The organism is Cellvibrio sp. PSBB006 (genome assembly GCF_002162135.1).
GTDB lineage: Bacteria > Pseudomonadota > Gammaproteobacteria > Pseudomonadales > Cellvibrionaceae > Cellvibrio.
This window is the reverse complement of the sequence record NZ_CP021382.1, coordinates 4,859,756-4,876,005: the sequence shown is the minus strand read 5'-3', so window position 1 is coordinate 4,876,005 and position 16,250 is coordinate 4,859,756. Positions and strand designations below refer to the sequence as shown.

At 53.6% G+C, this 16,250-nt stretch carries 15 protein-coding genes; 8 read left to right on the top strand and 7 right to left on the bottom strand.

Features of this window, described 5'->3' with window-relative positions; translation table 11 throughout:
- Positions 1–70: 70 nt before the first annotated feature.
- The 6 genes from CBR65_RS20305 to yjgA all read left to right on the top strand — a co-directional run bounded on the left by CBR65_RS20305 (position 71) and on the right by yjgA (position 4,396).
- A complete protein-coding gene (locus tag CBR65_RS20305; protein ID WP_087468551.1) occupies positions 71–1,666 on the top strand; it encodes an RNA polymerase factor sigma-54 in 1,596 nt (531 codons plus the stop codon).
- A 127-nt stretch (positions 1,667–1,793) separates the two neighbouring features.
- Positions 1,794–2,084: a ribosome hibernation-promoting factor, HPF/YfiA family gene (gene hpf, locus CBR65_RS20300; protein ID WP_087468550.1), complete on the top strand. Its 291-nt coding sequence runs from the start codon at positions 1,794–1,796 to the stop codon at positions 2,082–2,084.
- Positions 2,085–2,090: 6 nt separating this feature from the next.
- A complete protein-coding gene (gene ptsN, locus CBR65_RS20295; RefSeq protein ID WP_087468549.1) occupies positions 2,091–2,543 on the top strand; it encodes a PTS IIA-like nitrogen regulatory protein PtsN in 453 nt (150 codons plus the stop codon).
- A gap of 72 nt (positions 2,544–2,615) precedes the next feature.
- The gene (gene rapZ / locus CBR65_RS20290; RefSeq protein ID WP_087469187.1) at positions 2,616–3,485 is read left to right on the top strand and encodes an RNase adapter RapZ; all 870 of its coding nucleotides are present in this window, start codon (positions 2,616–2,618) and stop codon (positions 3,483–3,485) included.
- Positions 3,486–3,494: 9 nt separating this feature from the next.
- Positions 3,495–3,779, top strand: coding sequence for an HPr family phosphocarrier protein (locus CBR65_RS20285; protein ID WP_087468548.1), 285 nt, complete (start codon positions 3,495–3,497; stop codon positions 3,777–3,779).
- Positions 3,780–3,874: 95 nt separating this feature from the next.
- Positions 3,875–4,396: a ribosome biogenesis factor YjgA gene (gene yjgA, locus CBR65_RS20280; RefSeq protein WP_087468547.1), complete on the top strand. Its 522-nt coding sequence runs from the start codon at positions 3,875–3,877 to the stop codon at positions 4,394–4,396.
- Between the two features lie 22 nt (positions 4,397–4,418).
- Here the strand turns inward: yjgA and CBR65_RS20275 are convergent, their stop codons facing one another.
- From CBR65_RS20275 to CBR65_RS20245, 7 genes are all read right to left on the bottom strand, one after another.
- Positions 4,419–4,922 carry a GNAT family N-acetyltransferase gene (locus tag CBR65_RS20275; protein ID WP_087468546.1) on the bottom strand — a complete coding sequence of 168 codons (504 nt, stop codon included), beginning with the start codon at positions 4,920–4,922 and terminating at the stop codon, positions 4,419–4,421.
- Positions 4,923–4,984: 62 nt separating this feature from the next.
- A complete protein-coding gene (locus tag CBR65_RS20270) occupies positions 4,985–9,265 on the bottom strand; it encodes a YhdP family protein (RefSeq protein ID WP_087468545.1) in 4,281 nt (1,426 codons plus the stop codon).
- A 99-nt stretch (positions 9,266–9,364) separates the two neighbouring features.
- On the bottom strand, positions 9,365–10,834 hold the full coding sequence (gene rng / locus CBR65_RS20265) for a ribonuclease G (RefSeq protein ID WP_087468544.1): 1,470 nt from the start codon (positions 10,832–10,834) through the stop codon (positions 9,365–9,367).
- Positions 10,827–11,447, bottom strand: coding sequence for a nucleoside triphosphate pyrophosphatase (locus tag CBR65_RS20260; protein WP_087468543.1), 621 nt, complete (start codon positions 11,445–11,447; stop codon positions 10,827–10,829). The genes rng and CBR65_RS20260 overlap by 8 nt, the downstream gene beginning before the upstream one ends.
- A gap of 80 nt (positions 11,448–11,527) precedes the next feature.
- The gene (gene mreD, locus CBR65_RS20255; protein ID WP_087468542.1) at positions 11,528–12,016 is read right to left on the bottom strand and encodes a rod shape-determining protein MreD; all 489 of its coding nucleotides are present in this window, start codon (positions 12,014–12,016) and stop codon (positions 11,528–11,530) included.
- Complete coding sequence (gene mreC, locus CBR65_RS20250; RefSeq protein ID WP_255377188.1) at positions 12,016–12,840, bottom strand: rod shape-determining protein MreC; 825 nt, start codon at positions 12,838–12,840, stop codon at positions 12,016–12,018. The genes mreD and mreC overlap by 1 nt, the downstream gene beginning before the upstream one ends.
- 129 nt (positions 12,841–12,969) lie before the next feature.
- On the bottom strand, positions 12,970–14,001 hold the full coding sequence (locus CBR65_RS20245) for a rod shape-determining protein (protein WP_087468540.1): 1,032 nt from the start codon (positions 13,999–14,001) through the stop codon (positions 12,970–12,972).
- A gap of 425 nt (positions 14,002–14,426) precedes the next feature.
- Here CBR65_RS20245 and gatC point away from each other — a divergent pair, with 425 nt between their 5' ends.
- Together gatC and gatA are read left to right on the top strand one after the other, a co-directional pair.
- The gene (gene gatC / locus CBR65_RS20240; protein ID WP_087468539.1) at positions 14,427–14,714 is read left to right on the top strand and encodes an Asp-tRNA(Asn)/Glu-tRNA(Gln) amidotransferase subunit GatC; all 288 of its coding nucleotides are present in this window, start codon (positions 14,427–14,429) and stop codon (positions 14,712–14,714) included.
- Between the two features lie 65 nt (positions 14,715–14,779).
- A complete protein-coding gene (gene gatA, locus CBR65_RS20235) occupies positions 14,780–16,234 on the top strand; it encodes an Asp-tRNA(Asn)/Glu-tRNA(Gln) amidotransferase subunit GatA (RefSeq protein WP_087468538.1) in 1,455 nt (484 codons plus the stop codon).
- Positions 16,235–16,250 lie beyond the last annotated feature (16 nt).

Sequence of the window (16,250 nt, the reverse complement as noted above, 5' to 3'; positions counted from 1 at the left end):
CCTGCAAGACAAAGGCTGTCTAAACTCCACCTGAACAACATCATTTCTTTGGGGTTTAGTTCTACTTACGATGAAGCAGTCTCTACAGCTAAAACTCGGCCAGCAACTGACCATGACGCCCCAATTGCAACAGGCTATTCGTCTGCTGCAATTGTCGACCCTGGATTTGCAGCAGGAGATCCAGGAAGCTCTGGATTCCAACCCGATGCTAGAGGTCGAAGAGGGTTACGACAGCCACTCGCCTGCCGACAGCGGTGAAGGGGAAGACAGTGATTATCCCCGCCAGCAAGAAGTTGCTGCAGATGCCAATGGCGCAGATCTCGATTCGGGCTTTAACGATAAGGACACCTTTGCTGACAAGGAAAGCTACGCAGAAACTACCTATAACGAGACCGAAAGCTTTTCTGATACCGATAATTACGGGGACAGCGAACCCAATACCGAATGGAACGAATCCATCCCCAGTGAGTTACCGGTAGATACCAGTTGGGACGATGTCTATCAGTCCTCCCACACCAGCAGTTCATCCTCTTATGATGGCGAAGACAACGACTTTGACAGCCGGCGCGCCGTTACCGATTCCCTCTACGATCACCTGATGTGGCAGCTCAACCTGACCCCCATGTCAGACCAGGACCGGATCATCGCCATGGCAATCATCGATGCGGTCGATCCCAGTGGCATGCTATCCGTGAGCCTGGCCGATATCTACGAAGGCCTGATCACCGAACTGGATGAACTGGAACTGGATGAAGTCGTTGCCGTACAGCACCGTTTACAACAATTTGACCCCTGCGGCGTGTGCAGCCAAAACCTGTCGGAATGTCTGCTGGTGCAATTGCAACAATTCGCCCCGACCACGCCCTTTCTTGAACCTGCCAAGCTGATCGTCAAGCAGTATCTACCCTTGTTAGGCAGCCGCGATTATCGCCAGTTAATGCGCCGCACCAAGCTCAAAGAGAGCGAGTTAGGCCAGGCCGTGGCATTGATCCAGAGTCTGAACCCTCGCCCCGGCGATATGATTGCTTCCGGTGACACAGAGTATGTTGTGCCGGATGTGTTTGTGGAAAAGCGTGATGGCCGCTGGATGGTGGAATTAAATCCGGATATCGCCCCGCGCCTGAGAATCAATTCGGATTACGCCTCCATGGTGAAGCGGGCTGATTCGAGCAGCGATAACACCTTCCTCAAGGACAATCTGCAAGAAGCCCGCTGGTTCCTCAAAAGTTTACAGAGCCGCAACGAAACCCTGTTGAAAGTTGCCAGCTGTATTGTGGAAAAACAGCGGGGCTTCCTGGAGTACGGCGCCGAGGCAATGAAGCCACTGGTACTGCACGACATCGCCGAAATCGTAGATATGCATGAATCCACTATCTCGCGGGTGACCACCCAAAAGTACATGCATACCCCACAGGGAATTTTTGAACTTAAATATTTCTTTTCCAGTCATGTGAGTACAGACAGCGGCGGCGAATGCTCCTCTACGGCAATTCGCGCCATCATCAAGAAACTGGTGAGTGCGGAAAATCCAAAGAAACCCCTGAGCGACAGCAAGATCACTGAGCTGTTATCTGAGCAAGGCATCCAGGTAGCGCGTCGCACCATTGCCAAATACCGGGAATCACTCAATATCCCGCCGTCTAATGAGCGTAAAAGTTTACTATGACATCCTTTTTCTCCACTGCTAGGCTGATGAATACCCGGATGTGCAGAACACGTTCTACCACTATGCAGAATCAATAATCGTGCCGTCAGGCAAGATTGAGTAACTGTCATAACGAAGAGGAAGTACTATGCAAATTACTATTAGCGGTCACCACCTGGAAGTTACCGACGCCCTCAAGGATTACGTCAACAATAAACTTGAAAGACTCAATAACCATCACGACCGCATTACCAATACTCACGTGATTCTCTCGGTAGACAAGCTGGAGCAAAAAGCGGAAGCCACCGTGCACGTAAGCGGCAAGGATTTATTTGCCGATGCGACATCAGAAGATCTCTATGCCGCTATTGACCTGCTGACCGACAAGCTCGATCGGCAATTGATTAAACACAAAGAAAAAATGCGCAGCCATCGTTAATACATTATGCAAATACAATCTCTTCTCACCCAAGGTCGCACCCTGTGCGATATCGAAGGTGTCAGCAAAAAGCGTGTGCTGGAAATTCTTGCCAACACCATCGCTCAGGATATTCCCGCCATTGATGCCGACGACTTGTTTCGTCGGCTAATTGCGCGGGAACGACTTGGCTCCACCGGCATCGGCCACGGCATTGCTATCCCGCACTGCCGAGTGGAAAACTACGATGGTGTCATCGGCGCCCTGATCACACTGAATCAGCCGATTGACTTTGATTCGATTGATTCCGAGCCCGTGGATATTTTGTTTGCCATGCTGGTACCGGAAAATGCCCACGGCGAACATCTGCAAAATTTGGCAGCCTTGGCTGGCGCTCTCAACGACAGTGGCTTTCGCGAACGTCTACGTAGCGCGGAGAGTGATGCAGCCTTGTATGAGATAGCTGTCAGCAAAGATTGATTGGCGATCTTGGGAAAACACAAGCCCGGCACTCTCGGCGCATTGATGAATGAATCACAGGAATACACGCCCATGCATTTAGTGATTGTGAGTGGATTATCCGGCTCGGGTAAGAGTACTGCACTGCATGTTCTGGAAGATGTCGGCTTCAACTGTATCGACAATCTTCCCGTGAGCCTGCTGCCGGCGCTGGTGGCACAAATCCAGATTCACAAGGACGACACCCAGAAATTTGCCATCGGTATTGATGTGCGCAACGCGTGGCAGGATCTCAACATTTTCCCGATGATGATTGAGACGCTGAAGGAAGCCCATGTGCCATTTCGCGTACTGTTTCTCGACGCGCAACCCTCGGTGTTGATTCAGCGCTTCAGTGAAACCCGGCGCAAACACCCATTGAGCGATACCAATACCAATCTGGAAGAAGCGATTACCGAAGAACAAAACCTGTTGGAACCGATTCGCGATGCAGCGGACCTGGTGCTGGATACCAGCCATCTGAACCTGCACGAATTGCGCGATCTGGTGAAGGAACGAGTCGTTGGCCGTAGCGAATCCAACATGGCGATCCTGTTTGAATCTTTCGGTTTTAAACATGGTATCCCGGTAAACGCCGACCTTGTATTTGATGCACGCTGCCTGCCTAATCCCCATTGGAAACACAATCTGCGACCGCTAACCGGTAAAGATCAGGACGTGATTGATTTTCTTGAAGAACAGGATTCGGTTGAGGAAATGTACGAAGACATCGAGCGTTACCTCACCCGCTGGCTGCCGCGTTACCAAGCTAACAATCGCAGCTATATCACTATCGCCATCGGTTGTACCGGCGGGCAGCATCGCTCGGTTTATCTGAGCGAGCGTTTGCAAAAACATTTCAACCGGTTTTATAACGATGTACAGGTCAGGCACCGTGACATCAATAAACACAAGAAAGCGTGATGTCTTTTTATGCTCATCGAACGAGTAACTATCATCAACAAACGCGGCTTGCATGCCCGTGCGGCCGCCAAGCTGGTAACCACAGCAACGCCGTTCACGGCGCGTATCCAGGTACGCGTTGCCTCGGCAACCTGTGAAAACCACTGGGTCGATGCCAAAAGCGTTATGTCATTGATGCTCCTGGCTGCTACCCAGGGTACCGACATTGAGGTTCAAGTCGATGGCCACGATGAAGCCTGTGCGATGGAAGCCATCCTTAACCTGATCACCCAACGTTTCGAGGAAGATGAATAAGTGCCGGCAAACCACCGCAGATTCCAGTTGTTATTTGCCTGACTTTTACCTAACCTAGCCGCCCTTTTACATACCCATCGCAGATTGGCAACACCATGGTTTATTCATACGACGACATCAACCCCGACGACTACATCCGCAGCAAGTCACAAGCCAAGCGCGAGATGACAGCACTTCAGGAACTGGGCGAGAAGCTGGTGGAGTTGAATGATAACCAGTTGGCCCAGATACCCATCGAGCCCAAGTTGATGGAAGCCATCCATGAAACCCGCAAGATGGTTCACCGTGAAGCACGGCGCCGGCATTTGCAATACATCGGCAAACTGATGCGCACCACCGATCACGCAGCGATTCAGGAGGCTTATGATTTGCTGCAAAGTAAAAGTGATCGCTACATTCACCGTCAGCATCAGGTGGAGCGGTATCGGGATTTATTGATTGGTGGTGACAATCAGGCATTACAGGAATTTATCCAACTGCACCCTGGTGTGGACGTACAACACCTGCGTCAATTGATCCGCGTTGCTCAAAAAGAAGCAGCGGAGAACAAACCGCCTGCCAGCGCGCGCAAATTATTTCGTTATATCCGTGAACAAATGGAAGCCCACGATCACTGATCATTCAGGCGTAGGCTTCGCCTCATTCCTGCACAAAAAAAGCCGGATGGTAAGTCACAAATCCTTGCGGCGTCGGCTGGCAAAACGCCAAGGCAAGAAAATATTCCGCCGGAACATCCCGATAAACCAGTTCCGGCAAATGCCGGAAACCAAAATATTGATAATAATCCGGATCTCCCATCACCACACATCCTTGCGCCCCCGCAGATTGCAAATGCTGTAAACCATGGCGGATAAGCGCTTTACCAATACCGCGCCGTTGATATGCCGGTGCAACAGACACTGGCCCCAGTCCATACCAACGCTCTCTTCCGTCCGATATCTCAACCGGCGAAAAGGCCACATGGCCCACAACATCTTCGTCATCCCATTGCGCAACCAGTGACAAGGTCATGGCCTTGGCGGCACGCAGGGCATTCACAATCAATTGTTCTTTATGGTCACTGAAGGGATGGTCTTCAAACGCTGCCTGGGTGATACGAAAGATGGTGTCGATATCGGTGTGTCGTTCCTGACGAATCAACATGGCTTATTCTCCGATGATGTGAGCCATTTAATGTTGTACCGCAAAGGAGGATTTATCAAATATCACGGCGACGGGGTTTGTTGATCCGGCGCTGAAATATCCTCTTGCCCGGCGTCGCCCTGCGGCGTATCAGACACCGGTTCACCGTTTTCGCCCACACTGTTGCGCAAACTGGTTTCACTTTCGAACAGGCGATCGAATTTCATCTCCGGCTCATCCCAACTGCCGCGGATGCGATAGCTGATACTGGTGGCCTGATCCACCTGCTTTTTAAAGATTTTACTGACCACATACACACCGGCTGCAGCCGGAAGCCCAGTCGCCAATGCCGCGAGAAACGTCAGGTTACCCGCCACCGGCAAGGTGGCAACCAAACGGGAATCGATGGTTTCATCCAGCAGGTTAATACTGCCAGCCATCTGCAATTTGCTCGATGGGCTGCTCATTTGTAAGGGTTCGGTAAAAATTAATTTACCCGCCTCAAAGTTGACACTGCCACGCAGCTCATCATAGGCGAGACCGCTTTTATAAAGATCCGAAAAATCCATCCGCAGACGACGCGCCAGGGTATCGAAATTGACCAGCGCCACCAGCCGCAAAAAGCCATCGCTGCCCACACTGGGATTACGTTTGAAACGACCATTTTCCATCAACAGATTCACTTGCCCTTCGAGCCGCTTCAAACCCACCTGGTGTGGTGAACCGGGCCAGGATAAATCGACTTCATAGCGGGCAGTGGTGCTTTCGATGATGTCCGGTTTTTCCCATTGGCGCATCACATCGGCGATATCACCAGCACTCAACAAACCGACGAAACGCGTGCGCGCCCCATCATTTCCTTTCTGCCAAATTAACTGTGCACCAGCCGGGTTGTTGTTTGCTTCCGTGGGCAATCCGCTGACGGTAATACCACGAATATTGCCGCGAATATTATCGAATACCGTGCCCTGTTCATTCGGGCGCAGCTGCACCGACCAATTGCCGTAATTGCTGTTTTCGTAATGCAATTCTGCGATGCTGATATCCGCGCGGGGCAGACTGCGCGGATCGAATTCCGCCTCAATGCTGTCCAGGTCATCCGCCGATTCGCCCAACATGGAACGCGCCAAATGCAGGTATTTCAAATCCACCGTAATGGGCAGGTTTTCATCTTCTGGCAAACGCACCTGACCAGCCACCGTGGGATTGCCAAATTCAATATGCCAGGCATCAGCGTGCGGCTGAATTTCCAGGGCCAGATTTTCCAACGACACAGGGCCAAGTTCGTGTTTACCCAAGGTGATATCGGCCAGGAAAGGTAACCCGGCAATCCGGGTCGGGTCGGCTTTTTCCGCTGGTGGCGTGCTGGTCTGAACGTTTTCCGATGAAGGGTCAATCGGACTTGTTTCCGCACTCGCCACGGTGACTTTAGGCACGATTTGATCGGTGTAGCGCTGATAGCGTTCCAACACACTTTGCCATTGTTCCAGGTTAAATTCGGGTAAATAACCTTTGAGCAAAAAGCGCGATTCTGCGGGCAGCGATGCCGGTCGTGCGAGGCTGATATTGGCATTGAGCAGACGGTTTCCGTCGCGCTGCAATTTCAGCAAGGCCTGTACGGCGTGATCAGGAATCGTTTTGTTTTGCTCAACGGGAATGTCAGCGTCAGTGCTGACGGCGGCATCAATACCGGGCATGGCATACTTCACATCGATCAGTGAAGTGCGTTGATGAATATGCAGGCTTACTGCCAAGGCGCGTTGTTCTTCGGGTGCTTTACCGTAGGGCGCGGGCAAATCCACCGCCACCCCTTCAAGGCTAGTGTTAACCAGAATATTGGCAAGACGGCGATCCGCCGTGGTGTCAGCAGCCCGAGGTTGATCTTCTACAGGAGCTCCTTCTAAAGACACTTCTTCGCCAGCCTTCGGCACCTGCGCGACAGGGCGATGAATAACTTCAACGCGGGCGTCATAGGGAATCTTGCCGTCGAGGAACAACAGCTCGGGGCGTTTGCTCCATTCCGCCAGACGTTGGTGTTTAACCGCGCCCTTGACCTCAATCAGTGTCTTTCTCTCGTTGGTATTATCAACACTGTCGAGGTTGACGCGCACGGGTTCATCAAACAAACGGCCGGTCAGGTTACGACTACTTAAACCACTCCGACTCGAATAGCTGACCCGTCCACGCACATCTTCCACGTCCAGTTCGTAATCCGGCAGGTTAAAAATCGGCACATCCAGATCGACATCAACACGCTGGTGAGCGCCTTCGCCTGAGCCACCAAGGGGGACGGCGATATCGAGGCGAGCTTCCATGTCACCGTTCAAATCCCAGTGATCCATAGTGTCCCCGATGTATTGGCGTAACCGGCCTTCGCGCAGCGCCCGCAAACCATCGCTGGCCATACCGCTGATGGTGCCCTTTACGCGCAGCAGCGAGCCCTGGCCATTGGGGCGGGGGCGCGATTGCACATGGGTTTGTTGGAGACGGCTGCTGTAGACCCTGCCATCGAAAACACTGGCATCGACGTAATTGTCGTTGACCAATAAGCGCCCCCGTAAGCCGCGCAACGGTGGCCAGCCGTCCTGGTAGTTCAATTCGGCGTTATGGATATCGAGATATAACTGATGACTGCGCGCCATCGCCTCTTTGGTATTCAACGTACCGCGATAGACGAAGCCCACTTCGTTGACCGTCCCATTGTTGTGCTCGCCAATACTCTGCTTCAACCAGGACAACAGGGTTTGCGGTACAACCGCCGGGGTATATTTTTGGTAATGCCCGGCTGCGATCTGACGCGCGCCGATTTGCAGGTATAAATCAATATCGCCGCTGTTGCGCTGCCAGGGAATGGCGAGCCACATATGACCGGTGACTTCCTCTTTGCCACTGCGGAAGCTCAGTTCACCACTGTTGACATAAATCTGGTTATTCTCCGGTCGCAATGACCAGGCGACCTGGCCCTGGGCCGTCTCAAACGCCATGGGTGCCGCATAGGTGGGGATGTAATGCATGCTGAATCCCTGCTGGCTATCAATATTGACAAAGCCACCGCGCTGATCCGCCTGCACAAAACCATCCACCTGCCGCAAGGCCGGCACACCCCGCCAGGCATCCACCCCCACCTGATGGGCATTGGCTTGCAACTGCCAGGTCTTGGGTTCATCCAGCGGCAGGGTTACCTGAAGATTGCGCAACTCACCCTGGGGATTCAGGGTAAGCAGTATGTTCTGTAAATTACCGTCACCGAATGCCCCCGCATCATCGAGAATTCGCGTCCAGCGCTGTAAATCCAGCACATCACTTTGCAACAGCACCGGCCCCTTCAGGTCGGGAGCCGATGCCGAGATATTCAGGTCTTCGATACGGGTTTCATTAACGTCGGCACGAATATCTTGCAACGCCAGTTGCCAACCACCCTGGCGTAACCAATGGCCGTTCACCTGGGTGGTAAAACTGGCCAGGGCCAAACGGCGGTCCAACACCGGCAGGGACAGGGTTTGTAAACCGAGGTTGCCGGTCAGGTTAAATCCCTCGTTGTTTTCACGGGTGCTGAACCACAGGCGAGCATCCAATGAACCGTCACTGCGCCATTGCCAGTCATCGATACCGGGCAAGAGTAAAGCGCCGGCTGCCGCCAGGGGTTCGCTGGTGGGAAACTCGTCCAATTGCAGATAGCCGCGTGCGCTGAAACGTTTCTGCTTGCGCGGATCGCCCTGAGCCTCTATCACCAGCGTCACGGCATTCATATGTTCTTCAACATCGACCTGCAGTGAGAGGCGGTGGAAATTGCCTTTGTTTTCCAGCCTTACGGAGGGGGAGTCCAGCGAGATGGTATGTCCATCGAGAAAGGTAAAATCGAGGTGGGTTTGATGGAATTCGATATGGTTGGACAGCAGCAACATATCGAACAGTGCGTCCAGTTGCGCCGCCTCCTGGTCGTCTCTGGTTTGAAAACGCAGCCCCGGCAGCTGCCAGAAACCCTCAGGTGTCTGCTCAAACTCCAGCTCTGCCTGGTGCACGTTAATCCCGCCCCATACCAAGCGGAAATTGAGCAGCGAACTGATCAGGTCCAACCGCATACGCGCTTTTTGCAAACTCAAGATGGGTTCTTGCGCCTGGCTGGTAATGCGAATATCCCGCGCATCCACCACCGGTTTAAGCCCTTCCCAGTTGGCGCTGATAGCGCCGATGTGAACTTCGGCGTTGAGACGTTCGGAGAGATAGTCGCTTAACTCCTGCGGATACTCACTCAACAGGTGAGAAAAGCTCCGCCCACACTGCACCAACACCGCCAGACTGATCAGGACGATGGCGCACAGCGTGTAAAACTTTTTCACCAGATAGCGAAGCACGCGGATCATTCGAAATTATTCAATTCCAGGTATTAACAGATTTGCACGCAAGCGGTACGCGTTGATCGTGCACACATAAAATTACTCCGTTGACCGAGCGTGATGCGTCTAGACCAACACAATGTCGTATTGCTCCTGGGTAAACAGAGTCTCTACCTGAAACTCGATAGTGCGCCCGATAAAGGCTTCGAGATCCGCCACATAGGCGGCTTCCTCATCTAGCAGGCGGTCCACCACCACAGCGGATGCCAGCACCAGAAATTTCTCATTGTTATAGGTACGCGCTTCGCGCAGGATTTCGCGGAAGATCTCGTAACATACTGTCTCCGCCGATTTGACCTGCCCGCGCCCATGGCAAACGGGGCAGGGTTCACACATCATCTGCCCGAGCGATTCGCGGGTTCGCTTGCGTGCCATCTCAATCAGGCCCAACTCCGACACGCCAGTAATACGCGTCTTGGCGTGGTCTTTTTCCAACGCCTTTTCCAGCGTCCGTAACACTTGCCGCTGGTGCTCCGGGTCCTGCATATCGATAAAGTCCAACACGATGATGCCGCCCAGATTACGCAGGCGCAGTTGGCGGGCAATAGCGCTGGCCGCCTCCAGGTTGGTTTTGAAGATCGTTTCTTCCAGGTTGCGATGGCCGACAAACGCACCGGTATTCACATCCACCGTAGTCATGGCTTCGGTCTGCTCAATAATCAGATAGCCATTGGATTTCAGTGGGACACGGGTATCCAGTGCGCGCCGGATCTCTTCTTCTACACCGTAGAGGTCTAACAGCGGCCGACCATCGGTATAACACTCAATCAGTTCCACCAGTTGTGGGTAGTAGTTGGCGGCAAAGTCGCGCATTTGCTTCCAACTCAGCCGCGAATCGACGCGAATTTTTTCTAATGGCGCCCGCGCCAGATCGCGCAGGGCGCGCAGGTATAGCGGCATGTCTTCGTGGATCACGGCCGGCGCATCGACCGTTGGCTGTTTGGCACTCAAGTCTGCCCAAAGTTTCTGCAGGAAGGGAATGTCCGCCACGATGGAGTCAGTATCCACACCCTCCGCCACCGTGCGCACGATAAACCCGCCGCTAACGCCGGATGCCTGGGCCGCTGTTTCCACGCCCTGGCGCAGGCGTTCACGTTCCTGTTCGTCATCAATACGCGTCGACACGCCGATGTGCAGGCTGTTCGGCATATACACCAGATAACGCGACGACAAGGTCAAGTGCGTCGTCAAACGGGCACCCTTGGTACCGATCGGGTCTTTGGCAACCTGCACCAATAAGGTCTGCCCGTCACGTACCAACGTGCGGATATCCGGCAGGTCATGGCGGCGCGATTCGCCTTCCGGCGGTTCGGGAATCATATCGGCCACATGGATAAAGCCGGTGCGACCCAGGCCGATGTCGACAAAGGCGGCCTGCATTCCCGGCAGCACCCGCACCACCTTGCCTTTATAGATATTGCCTACATACCCCTTGCCGTGGCTGCGCTCAATGTAAAGCTCTTGCACCACACCGTTTTCCACCAACGCCACCCGCGTTTCAACCGGGGAGACGTTGATCAGTATTTCTTCACTCATCGGGTTGGTCCTTAACCGGCTGCCACCAGGGCACACCGAAGATTTGCATTAATTCCACCGTCATGTCGATGGGTAACCCCACCACCCCGCTGTAGCTGCCCCGCAGGCTGCTGACAAATACCGCACCCAGCCCCTGGATCGCGTAAGCACCAGCCTTGTCACAAGGTTCCCCGGAATCCCAATAGGCACTGATTTCCTCGTCGGTTAATACGCGAAACTGCACCTCCGTCACCGACAACCTGCTTTCCGATTGTTGATGATCGGAGAGTGCGACAGCCGTCATGACTTCATGCGTGCGGCCCGATAGCTGCTTCAGCATCGCATGAGCCTGGGCTTTATCCCGTGGCTTTTCTAATATGGCACCGTCACTAACCACAATCGTGTCAGCCCCCAATACCGGTCGTTCGGGCAAATCCAGGGCCTGCATTACGGTCACACCAGCCAGAGACTTTTCCCTGGCTAAGCGTTGGACGTACTCAACCGGCCGCTCGCCCGACATGGGCATCTCCGGCACATCAACTTGCAAAACGCTATGGTTAACACCGATCTGGGTGAGCAGCTCCCGTCGCCGTGGCGAGCGGGAAGCGAGGTAGAGATGAGATGTAGCAACCATCAACTGAACAACCCCTGAATGGTGTGAAGAAGAAGGAAAAAAGTATTTTTCATTATCGTCAGCCCGTCCGCTGCAACACATCATGCGATGCGATAGCGCCGGCGCACTGCCTCCAACCAAAGGTAGCAGATAGGCCAAAAACACGCGCTGGCAAACGCCGGGTATAAAAACATGATGCCACTCAGGGGGCGGCCGCTCATGGCCTGCACCCAGTTATCGGTTAACTGCGCGATGCCTACCAATACAAACACCCAGCAGGATTGTTTCCACAGACTGTAATTGCGTACACGCTGATAGGACAACAGGCAAATATAGGCCACGATCACCAATGCCAGCCCATGCTGGCCGAAAGGTACACCTTCCAGCAAATCCTGGAATACACCCAACAACATCAAGAGTATCAGGCTGGTGCGCAGCGGGAGGGTAAAAATCCAATAGATGGCAACCATGACCACAAATTCAGGCCGCCACCAACGCCAGGATAAGGGTAAGGGGTAAACAGCGAGCAGCAACGCCAGGATAAAGGTCGCAGCAATAACAACCTGGGTTTGATATCTGGCCGGCAGCATCAGGGGGTATTTTCCCGCGAATCAAAGACCAGCAGGACATGACGGCTGCGATCCAGACGCGCCATAGGACGAGCGATAACCGTAGCAAAGGCCTGACCGGGGTCGCGCTCAATGCTTTCCACTTCCGCCACCGGATAGCCCACAGGAAAACGTTTACCCAGTCCGGAACTGACCAGGAGATCGCCTTCGCGGATATCGGTGGTATTGGAAACGTGGCGCAAACGCAGCCGATTGAGATCGCCCGTACCTTCTGCAATCGCCCGCACCCCGTTGCGATTTACCTGCACGGGCAAGGCGTGGGTCGCATCAGAGATTAATAATGCGCGACTGCTGTGTTCACTGACCTCGGTAACCTGCCCCATCAGACCAAAGGCATCCAGCACCGGCTGGCCAATAAATACACCCTCGCTGTTACCACGATTGATCACCACGGTATGACTCAGGGGGTTGGGAGAAACACCGATCAACTCGGCAACCAGCACGCTGTCCTGCAAGATATCCGTCGCGTTCATCAGTTGACGCAGACGCACGTTTTCAGCGGCAAGCGCAGCCATTTGCTGGAGCTTACGCTGGTGAATCAGCAATTCTGTTTTCAGAGTTTCGTTTTCAAGTGCCAGTTCGCGACGGGATACGAAGGTGTTCTGACGCCATACATCCAGACGATGAGGTATATCCGTGAGCTGATAAAAAGGAACCGCGAGGACACTGAGTTGCTGACGCACCGGCGCCAGCCAATTGGTATAGATGCTGATAAAGATCAGGGCGATCATCAGCACAATAAATATCAACGCCCGCGACGTCCCCGCAGAACCTTTTGTGAACAGAGGTTTAATGGCAAGTTCTCCCGTTTAGCGAGGGAGCGGTAGGTACCGCCCCAAGACAACAGGTTATAGGAATTGGAGACCGACAATCCTGCGCACACCTGTTACATGACTATCGGTTGACGCTATGAATCAGGATGACAACAGGTCGATACGTTTGTCATTCATCTCCATTGCCATACCGCCACCACGGGCCACGCAGGTCAGCGGATCATCGGCAATGATAAAAGGTAGTCCGGTTTCGTTGGATAACAAGCGATCAATATCGCGCAACAGGGCGCCGCCGCCGGTTAATACCACGCCACTTTCGGCAATATCCGACGCCAATTCAGGCGGAGATTGCTCCAGCGCGCTCTTGACCGCCTGGACAATACCGGCCAGAGGATCTTGCAGGGCTTCGAGGACTTCATCACTGTTCAGGGTAAAGCTGCGCGGCACCCCTTCTGCTAGATTGCGACCGCGCACATCGATTTCGCGCATCTCACTGCCGGCAAAAGCACAACCGATTTCCTGCTTGATGCGTTCCGCTGTTGCGTCACCGATAACACTGCCGTAGTTACGACGCACATAATTAACGATAGCCTCATCGAAACGATCGCCACCAATTCGCACGGAATCGGAATACACTACGCCATTCAGGGAGATGACGGCGATTTCGGTGGTACCGCCGCCGATATCCACCACCATGGAACCGCTGGCTTCTGCAACCTTCAAACCAGCACCGATAGCCGCCGCCATAGGCTCTTCGATCAAACGTACCTCACGGGCACCGGCGCCCATGGCTGATTCACGGATAGCACGTTTTTCAACTTCGGTGGAGAGACAGGGGACACTGATCAGGACGCGGGGGCTGGGGCTGAACCAACTGTTTTCGTGGACCTTGCGGATAAAGTGTTGCAGCATTTTCTCGGTAACCTGGAAGTCGGCAATCACACCGTCTTTCAATGGGCGAATGGCGGTAATGTTGCCAGGGGTACGACCGAGCATGCGTTTGGCTTCTGCACCGACGGCTTCCACAATCTTGTGACCATTGTGGTGGCGAATGGCCACAACCGAGGGCTCGTTGAGTACGATGCCGCGTCCGCGAACATAGATCAGGGTGTTGGCAGTGCCGAGGTCAATGGAGAGATCGTTGGAAAAAGCTCCGCGCAGGTGTTTTAACATGAGTTGACGAGACCTTAATATTCTGTATCTGCACACCTCGGCAAGAGCACATCAATTAGTAAAAACTGATCTTGCATCTGCCGATAGTCAATGCAGTTATCTAATAAAAATCATTGGGTAAAAAATCCGGGGCCAGTCGGTTAACTGAGGTTCATCCAGAACTTGAATTTGACCGAACCAACCTGAATAAATTCGCCGAGGGAGCAGCAATTATTTTTTGCCCGTCACCCATTATTTTTCTGGTTGACAAACAAAATCTGCGAAGCGCTCACAGGTGCTGGCACTCTATCAACGAGAGGGATTTAGGGCAAGGCGCAAATGTGATAAGTTTAGCGCCCATTTTGACAAGATGCGTTTTTTTCTCACGTTATTCGACCTTTTTAACGAATAGTTAGCGGTCGACGTTCTCTGGAGTGAACCTGACAATGGCTGTAGACCGTTCCGATATTGCAAAACTGGCCGAGCTGGCGCGCATCGCTATCTCTGAAAATACTGCTGACCAGGTGGCCAATAGCATCTCCGATGTACTCGCATTGGTCGATCAATTGCAAGCCGTCAATACTGATGGCGTTGTCCCCATGGCTCACCCGCTGGACGCTGTCCAACGCCTGCGCGCCGACGACATAACTGAACCCAATCAACGTGAGCAGTTCCAGGCCATCGCCCCGGCAACCCAGGATGGTCTCTATCTGGTACCCCAGGTGATCGAATAAACCCTCATTGACCCCAGCCTGCTGGCAAATTTTGCCAGTCCATGAATGACCAGGAATCTTTTGCAATGCATCAATTTACCATTGCCGAGTTGACCCAGGGCCTGCGCCGCAAGGACTTCTCCAGCACCGAACTCACCCAGCATTATCTCGACCGTATCGCGCGGCTGGATAAAACCTACAACAGTTACATCACCGTCACCCCGGAGTTGGCACTGGCACAGGCCGCTGCCGCCGACAAACGTTTGGCGACCGGCAATGCGCCGACGCTGTGCGGCATTCCCATCGCCCATAAAGATATTTTCTGTACCACCGGCGTACGCACTAGTTGCGCATCCAAGATGCTCGATAATTTCATCGCGCCCTATAACGCTACCATCGTGGAAAATTATCTGGCGGCCGGCGTGGTGATGTTGGGTAAAACCAATATGGATGAATTCGCCATGGGTTCATCCAATGAAACCAGTTACTACGGCCCGGTGAAAAATCCCTGGGCCACCGACTGTGTGCCCGGTGGTTCGTCGGGTGGTTCAGCGGCGGCTGTAGCGGCCCACCTTGCGCCTGGCGCAACCGCATCCGATACCGGCGGCTCTATCCGTCAACCGGCTGCCCTGTGCGGACTTACCGGTATCAAACCAACCTATGGTCGCGTATCGCGTTGGGGCATGATTGCCTTCGCTTCAAGCCTCGACCAGGCCGGTACCCTAACCCGTACCGCCGAAGATGCGGCCTTGATGATGAACGATCTGGCCAGCTTCGACCCGAAAGACTCCACCTGTGTCGAGCGTGATGTGCCGGATTACACCGCTGACCTGAACAATCCGCTGCACGGTTTAAAGATCGGTATTCCCAAAGAATATTTCGGCGAAGGTCTGAATCCGCAAACCGCCGCACATGTGGAAGCGGCCATCAAGGTTTATGAAAAACTCGGCGCGAGCATTCACAGTATCAGCTTGCCGCACACCCATCTCGCGGTGCCGGCTTACTACGTGATTGCACCGGCGGAATGTTCGGCCAACCTGTCGCGTTTTGATGGTGTGCGTTACGGTTACCGCTGTGATAATCCGAAAGATCTGGCCGACCTGTACAAACGTTCGCGGGCGGAAGGTTTTGGCGATGAAGTTAAGCGTCGTATTCTGGTGGGCAGTTATGCCTTGTCCGCCGGCTACTACGATGCCTATTACAGCAAGGCGCAAAAAGTCCGTCGCCTGATCAAGCAGGATTTCGTTGATGCCTTTACCCAGGTGGACGTTATCCTCGGCCCGACATCGCCTTCGCCCGCCTTTGCTTTCGGTTCCAAGACCAAAGATCCGGTCGCCATGTACCTGGAAGATATCTACACCATCGCCACCAACCTCGCGGGCCTTCCCGGCCTGTCAATTCCGTGCGGACTGGTGGACAACAAGCCTGTTGGTTTGCAGTTGATCGGTGATTATTTTGCCGAGGCCCAGTTGCTGAACGTGGCACACCAGTTCCAGCAGGCAACCGACTTCCACCAGCAAACTGCACCGGCTATTGAGTAAGCACAAAGCTGAGAGC

Excerpts from the sequence above, each read along its gene's own strand:
- CBR65_RS20305 (WP_087468551.1), top strand. The coding sequence starts at position 71 with ATGAAGCAGTCTCTACAGCTAAAACTCGGCCAGCAACTGACCATGACG.
- hpf (WP_087468550.1), top strand. The coding sequence starts at position 1,794 with ATGCAAATTACTATTAGCGGTCACCACCTGGAAGTTACCGACGCCCTC.
- ptsN (WP_087468549.1), top strand. The coding sequence starts at position 2,091 with ATGCAAATACAATCTCTTCTCACCCAAGGTCGCACCCTGTGCGATATC.
- rapZ (WP_087469187.1), top strand. The coding sequence starts at position 2,616 with ATGCATTTAGTGATTGTGAGTGGATTATCCGGCTCGGGTAAGAGTACT.
- CBR65_RS20285 (WP_087468548.1), top strand. The coding sequence starts at position 3,495 with ATGCTCATCGAACGAGTAACTATCATCAACAAACGCGGCTTGCATGCC.
- yjgA (WP_087468547.1), top strand. The coding sequence starts at position 3,875 with ATGGTTTATTCATACGACGACATCAACCCCGACGACTACATCCGCAGC.
- CBR65_RS20275 (WP_087468546.1), bottom strand. The coding sequence starts at position 4,922 with ATGTTGATTCGTCAGGAACGACACACCGATATCGACACCATCTTTCGT.
- CBR65_RS20270 (WP_087468545.1), bottom strand. The coding sequence starts at position 9,265 with ATGATCCGCGTGCTTCGCTATCTGGTGAAAAAGTTTTACACGCTGTGC.
- rng (WP_087468544.1), bottom strand. The coding sequence starts at position 10,834 with ATGAGTGAAGAAATACTGATCAACGTCTCCCCGGTTGAAACGCGGGTG.
- CBR65_RS20260 (WP_087468543.1), bottom strand. The coding sequence starts at position 11,447 with ATGGTTGCTACATCTCATCTCTACCTCGCTTCCCGCTCGCCACGGCGA.
- mreD (WP_087468542.1), bottom strand. The coding sequence starts at position 12,016 with ATGCTGCCGGCCAGATATCAAACCCAGGTTGTTATTGCTGCGACCTTT.
- CBR65_RS20245 (WP_087468540.1), bottom strand. The coding sequence starts at position 14,001 with ATGTTAAAACACCTGCGCGGAGCTTTTTCCAACGATCTCTCCATTGAC.
- gatC (WP_087468539.1), top strand. The coding sequence starts at position 14,427 with ATGGCTGTAGACCGTTCCGATATTGCAAAACTGGCCGAGCTGGCGCGC.
- gatA (WP_087468538.1), top strand. The coding sequence starts at position 14,780 with ATGCATCAATTTACCATTGCCGAGTTGACCCAGGGCCTGCGCCGCAAG.